Source organism: Acinetobacter sp. B51(2017) (assembly GCF_003711395.1).
Taxonomy (GTDB): Bacteria; Pseudomonadota; Gammaproteobacteria; order Pseudomonadales; family Moraxellaceae; genus Acinetobacter.
In genome coordinates, this window is the sequence record NZ_PJRJ01000064.1 from 1 (window position 1) to 5017 (window position 5017).

Here is a 5017-nt window from a genome sequence, read left to right on the forward strand (position 1 = left end):
AGAACTGGCTGTTTGCTGGCTCGCTGCGCAGTGGCCAACGAGCTGCCAATATCATGACTTTAATCCAGTCAGCAAAGCTCAATGGGCTGGATCCGTATGCCTATTTAAGTGATGTGCTGAAAAGGCTGCCGACACACAAAGTGACCCAAATTGAAGAATTACTGCCACACCGGTGGCAACCCGACCAAAATTAAAAAATAGGTATGGGGTTCAGCGGATGCTTACGGATGTGTTGGAGCAATTCGAACTCAAAAGCTATTTGAGCCGATATTGAGTTTGTTCTAAATTTAAAACGTAGTGTGTTATTACTGCTAGTTAACTGATGTTTATAGGACGTTATAATCACTGCATTGTATAAAGATAGTCTTAAGGTTAGCCATGAAAGTTTTACATATTGATTCAAGTATTTTAGGTGATGCATCAGTTTCACGTCAGCTTAGCCAAGCGCTCATTGAGCAATTAAAAACAAAACATAGTGCTTTAGAGATTGAGTATCTTGATCTAAACACAGTGAATATTCCGCATTTAACTGGCGCAATTTTAATGGGTCAGGACGCCGAACAAACAGCTTTAGGTGAAAAACTACTTAATCAATATTTGGCAGCCGATATCGTGGTGATAGGCGCTTCTATGTATAACTTTGGTTTATCGTCAAATTTAAAAGCATGGATTGACCGCATTAGTGTGGCAGGTCGTACCTTTAAATACACCGAAAATGGCCCAGTAGGTTTAGCAGGTAATAAAACTGCTTATATCTTAAGTAGCCGTGGCGGTGTTTATGGCGATAACAGTCCTATGGATTTCCAAGAAGGTTTACTCAAAGCCGTATTTAATTTTACTGGCGTGACAGATGTACAGGTCATTCGCGCTGAAGGTGTGAATATGGGCGAAGACATTAAGACGCAAGCGATTAATGTCGCATTGGCAAAAATCACTCAAATCTAAGTTGTTAAAAAGGTCAGTTAACACTGACCTTTTTTTAATCTAGATCGACACTATGAGCAAATTCCGCGAGGTCAGCTAAGGCTTGTTGACCTTCATCAAACCAAGCATGAAACAGTTGGAAGTTATGCCACATTCCAGTATAAATTTTTAAGCTGCTTTGGACGCCAGCTGCTTCAGCACGTTGATGTAAGCGTTTAGCATCATCTAATAATAAAGCTTTAGAACCCACTTGAATAAACAGCGGAGGTAAGCCGCTTAAATCTGCAAATAAGGGTGAAATCTTGGCATCACCATGTTCATAACCACGCGGTACATAATATTCAATCCCAGTTTTAAGTGCTTTAGGACTGAGCATGGCATCTAGCTTGGCGTTATAACGAATAGATTCACTGGTTAAGGTTAAATCTAAAAACGGTGAAGCTAACATTAAACCACTGACTTGGGCTAATTTCTCTTCACGGATGCGTAGCGCGAGAGCTAACGCTAAATTTGTGCCCGAACAATCACCCGCTAAAATAATATCTTTACTTTGAATATCTTGGCTTAATAAGTCTTTATATAGACGTAATAAGGCTTCAATTGCATCTGGAAATTGGTATTCAGGTGCTAAAGGATATTGCACATGCAGCACTTGCATTTGGGTGCGTGCCGCCATTTGGGTGAGATAGGCACGATGCGTAGTGAGTGATCCAACAAAAAATGCACCGCCATGAATATATAAAATGAGTTGCGTCGCTTCATCTTGCGCTTTAATTTCTTCGACTTTTAAACCTGTTAATTTTAATTCACGAATGCTGACTTGATCGCTTTTAGGAAAGACGCGACTCATTTGTTCTAAAGCAAAACGTAAGCTATTCGGGGGTAAATTTAATCGACTTGGCGCACGGATGGTGGTTTTAAGTAGCTTTTCAGTAGCAAGTTGTTTAAAAAGTGGATCAATTTTCATCATAGTCCTGTTTATTTTAATATACTTTTAGTTGTATGTTTCACAACGACTTTTACAAGCTTACACTAAATAGTCACATTGAAAAATTGCAAATTTGTTGCCGATTTTGAATACTACATTTGTCGGCTCGATCTAAGGAAAGCTATAACAATGAAAAAATTATGTGTCGCATTAGGATTATTTGCTGTCGCGACTTTAGCCAGTGCAGCAGATCCACTTAATGGAACTGTATGGAAAACAATTGATGATAAAACCAAAGCTGCCAAAGCGTTGGTTAAGTTTACTGAGCAAAAAAATGGCACTTTATCTGCCACAATTCAACAAGTTTTAACCCCAGGTGAAGAAAATGCCTGTAGTAAATGCGAAGGACAGTACAAAAACAAATCTTTAAAAGGCTTGACGATTGTGCATGGTCTAAAAAATGTAGGTCAGAACAAATACGATGGCGGGTCTATTATTGATCCAAACTCAGGTAGAACTTATAAATTAAAAGCCAGCTTAAATGGTAATACACTAGATATGCGCGGCTTTTTGGGTGTTTCGGCACTGGGTCGTACCCAAACATGGCAACGGGTGAAGTAATAACTGCTAAGTTTAGTTAGATTTAAAAAAGCCTGCATAATGCAGGCTTTTTGTTAGGCATTTAAACCAATTCACGATACGCGGCTTCATCAAAACCGACAATGTAGCCCTGTTGAGTGGCAAGCACTGGACGTTTAATTAAACTTGTATGCGTGATGAGGGTTTCAATTAGATTGTCTTCTGAACTTAATGCGTGTTGCTGCTCTTGTTCGGACAATTTACGCCATGTGGTGCCTTTTTTGTTTAAGATCACATCCTGACCTTTGGCATCTAACCAAGCTTTGATCGTTTCACGTTCAGGTGCTTGCTTTTTATAATCATAAAATTGGTAGGCCAAACCTAACTCGTTTAGTAAGTCGAAGGCTTTTTTCATTGAGCTACAATTTTTAATGCCGTAAATTTTTAACATCACATATCTCTCAAGCTAGTTGAGCCTAGCTTAAATGATTCGACCTCAAATTTTAATTATTTGGTCATGTCATCGTCATATTGCGAGAGTAATGTAGCAATTAGGGCGAAAAATTAAAAAATCTATACTTTAGATGTAGAAAACCCGCATCTAATCATCCTGATTATGCGGGTCTCATTCCAACGTCCGTTGTTAATCCTTGCAACAAGCACTGTTAAAATACTTGTTTATTTCATCCTACAGCATCCAATCCATGTGTGGTCATCCTGACCGGTTCCCTGTGCTGTGGCGACATAATGCCTTGAATAAGCTTATGAAAAAAGCAATAAAGGCGACAGACGATGTAGGAAATAGACGCTATTTAAGTAAACAAGTGTTTACTGAGTTTTACAGTTTGTAATCAATAATGACAGGCGCATGGTCACTAAACCATGTTTCTTTATAGACCCAAGCATTGATAGTACGTTCTTTCCAATCTGGGGAGCAAGCTTGGTAATCAATGCGCCAACCGACATTTTTAGCACGCGCTTGCCCACGATTTGACCACCATGAATAGACGTCGGCTTCTTTCACCACTTCACGGAACGTATCGACATAACCTAATTCATCATAAATATGATCCAACCATGCACGTTCATGTGGTAGACAGCCTGAAGCTTTTTGGTTACCTGACCAGTTTTTAATATCAATGCGTTTATGTACGATGTTGTAATCACCACACACAATCACCGATTTATTTTCATCACGCCATTGTTTAAGGATTTTTTTGTATTCATCTAAAAAGTGATCTTTGCGTGCTTGAGCTTCTTCACCTGATGAACCTGAAGGTAAATAAAGAGAACAAATATGTACAGTTTTACCTAAACCTAAATCAAATTCTGCCGAAATAAAACGCCCTTGTGAATCTGCTAACTCAAAACCTAAACCATCGGTCACAGATACAAAAGGCAAACGGCTATAAATCGCTGTACCTGCATAACCTGGACGTTGCGCAGGGAATAAATGTGTGTACCAGCCTTCGGGTTTAAATTTATCCGTCCATTGTTCATGGGTAATGCGTGATTCTTGCATGCAGATGACATCGGCATCTGAAGTTGCCATCCAGTCAAAAATCCCTTTTTTCTCAGCAGAACGTAATCCATTTACGTTAATTGACACCACACGTAAAATTTTTTGATCACTTGGATAGCTACTCTTTGGTATCATGCTTAGGTTTAACCTCAAACTTAAAAAATGGAGCACCTCATGACAACGCAAGCGGCATTTAACCCACAAGCTTTTATCGAACTCGCATTATCACGCGGTGTGCTTAAATTTGGTGAGTTTACTTTAAAATCGGGTCGTGTGAGCCCTTATTTTTTTAATGCAGGTTTATTAAATGACGGTGAAGCATTAACAGGTTTGGCATCAGGCTATGCAGCAAAACTCACCGAATGCGATAACGTAGAAGTGATTTTTGGCCCTGCATATAAAGGTATTCCATTTGTAGCAGCGACTGCTGTGGCATTATCACAAAACCATGGCGTAAGTGTGCCTTGGGGCTTTAACCGTAAAGAAGCCAAAGATCACGGTGAAGGTGGTGTACTTGTGGGTGCATCAGTTGAAGGTAAAAAAGTCTTGATCATTGATGATGTGATCACTGCAGGTACTGCGATTCGTGAAGTTGTGACTATTTTGAAAAATGCAGGTGCACAAATTGCCGGTGTTTTAGTTGCGCTAGACCGTCAAGAAAAAGGTCAAGGCGAGTTATCTGCGATTCAAGAAGTGCAAAAAGAATTAGAAATTCCAGTACATGCTTTAATTACGATGAAAGATTTAATGGATTACTTAGATGCGAAAGGCGATAAAGAGGCTTTAGCGAAAATGGAAGAATACCGCGTTAAATATGGTATCTAAAATTTAATACAAGATGTTGATTTTTACTAAAGCTCTATCCATGATAGGGCTTTATTTTTACTTATTAGACCTCTTGCGAAAGTGGTTATTGCAAGTTTATTCGGTTTACCAGTGCAGCAATTAAGTTAATGCGTAAACCGAATCTTTTCCGTCTATTTCGATAGCGTTCACTTAATATTCTAAATGTTTTCAATTGACTATTGATGTGTTCGATCACAACTCGTATTTTTCCAATCAGT

At 39.1% G+C, this 5017-nt stretch carries 7 protein-coding genes and 1 pseudogene; 4 read left to right on the forward strand and 4 right to left on the reverse strand.

Features of this window, described 5'->3' with window-relative positions:
- Together CYK47_RS14925 and CYK47_RS14930 are read left to right on the forward strand one after the other, a co-directional pair.
- Positions 1–194 (forward strand): transposase domain-containing protein (locus CYK47_RS14925; protein WP_164709117.1); only part of this gene is annotated, 194 nt, incomplete at its 5' end.
- Positions 195–378: 184 nt separating this feature from the next.
- A complete protein-coding gene (locus CYK47_RS14930; RefSeq protein ID WP_122902566.1) occupies positions 379–945 on the forward strand; it encodes an FMN-dependent NADH-azoreductase in 567 nt (188 codons plus the stop codon).
- A gap of 34 nt (positions 946–979) precedes the next feature.
- Here the strand turns inward: CYK47_RS14930 and CYK47_RS14935 are convergent, their stop codons facing one another.
- On the reverse strand, positions 980–1891 hold the full coding sequence (locus CYK47_RS14935) for an alpha/beta hydrolase (RefSeq protein WP_122902567.1): 912 nt from the start codon (positions 1889–1891) through the stop codon (positions 980–982).
- A gap of 150 nt (positions 1892–2041) precedes the next feature.
- Here CYK47_RS14935 and CYK47_RS14940 point away from each other — a divergent pair, with 150 nt between their 5' ends.
- Positions 2042–2473: a DUF2147 domain-containing protein gene (locus CYK47_RS14940; RefSeq protein WP_122902568.1), complete on the forward strand. Its 432-nt coding sequence runs from the start codon at positions 2042–2044 to the stop codon at positions 2471–2473.
- Positions 2474–2534: 61 nt separating this feature from the next.
- On the opposite strand, the gene CYK47_RS14945 is transcribed toward CYK47_RS14940, so the two are convergent.
- Both CYK47_RS14945 and CYK47_RS14950 read right to left on the reverse strand, forming a co-directional pair.
- Complete coding sequence (locus tag CYK47_RS14945; protein WP_122902569.1) at positions 2535–2882, reverse strand: Spx/MgsR family RNA polymerase-binding regulatory protein; 348 nt, start codon at positions 2880–2882, stop codon at positions 2535–2537.
- A gap of 387 nt (positions 2883–3269) precedes the next feature.
- Positions 3270–4088: an exodeoxyribonuclease III gene (locus tag CYK47_RS14950; RefSeq protein ID WP_122902570.1), complete on the reverse strand. Its 819-nt coding sequence runs from the start codon at positions 4086–4088 to the stop codon at positions 3270–3272.
- A 39-nt stretch (positions 4089–4127) separates the two neighbouring features.
- Between CYK47_RS14950 and pyrE the strand changes: the two genes are divergently transcribed.
- A complete protein-coding gene (pyrE, locus tag CYK47_RS14955; protein WP_122902571.1) occupies positions 4128–4778 on the forward strand; it encodes an orotate phosphoribosyltransferase in 651 nt (216 codons plus the stop codon).
- An 85-nt stretch (positions 4779–4863) separates the two neighbouring features.
- Here the strand turns inward: pyrE and CYK47_RS14960 are convergent.
- Positions 4864–5017 (reverse strand): annotated as a pseudogene (locus tag CYK47_RS14960) (IS5-like element ISAba27 family transposase); the annotation flags it as partial.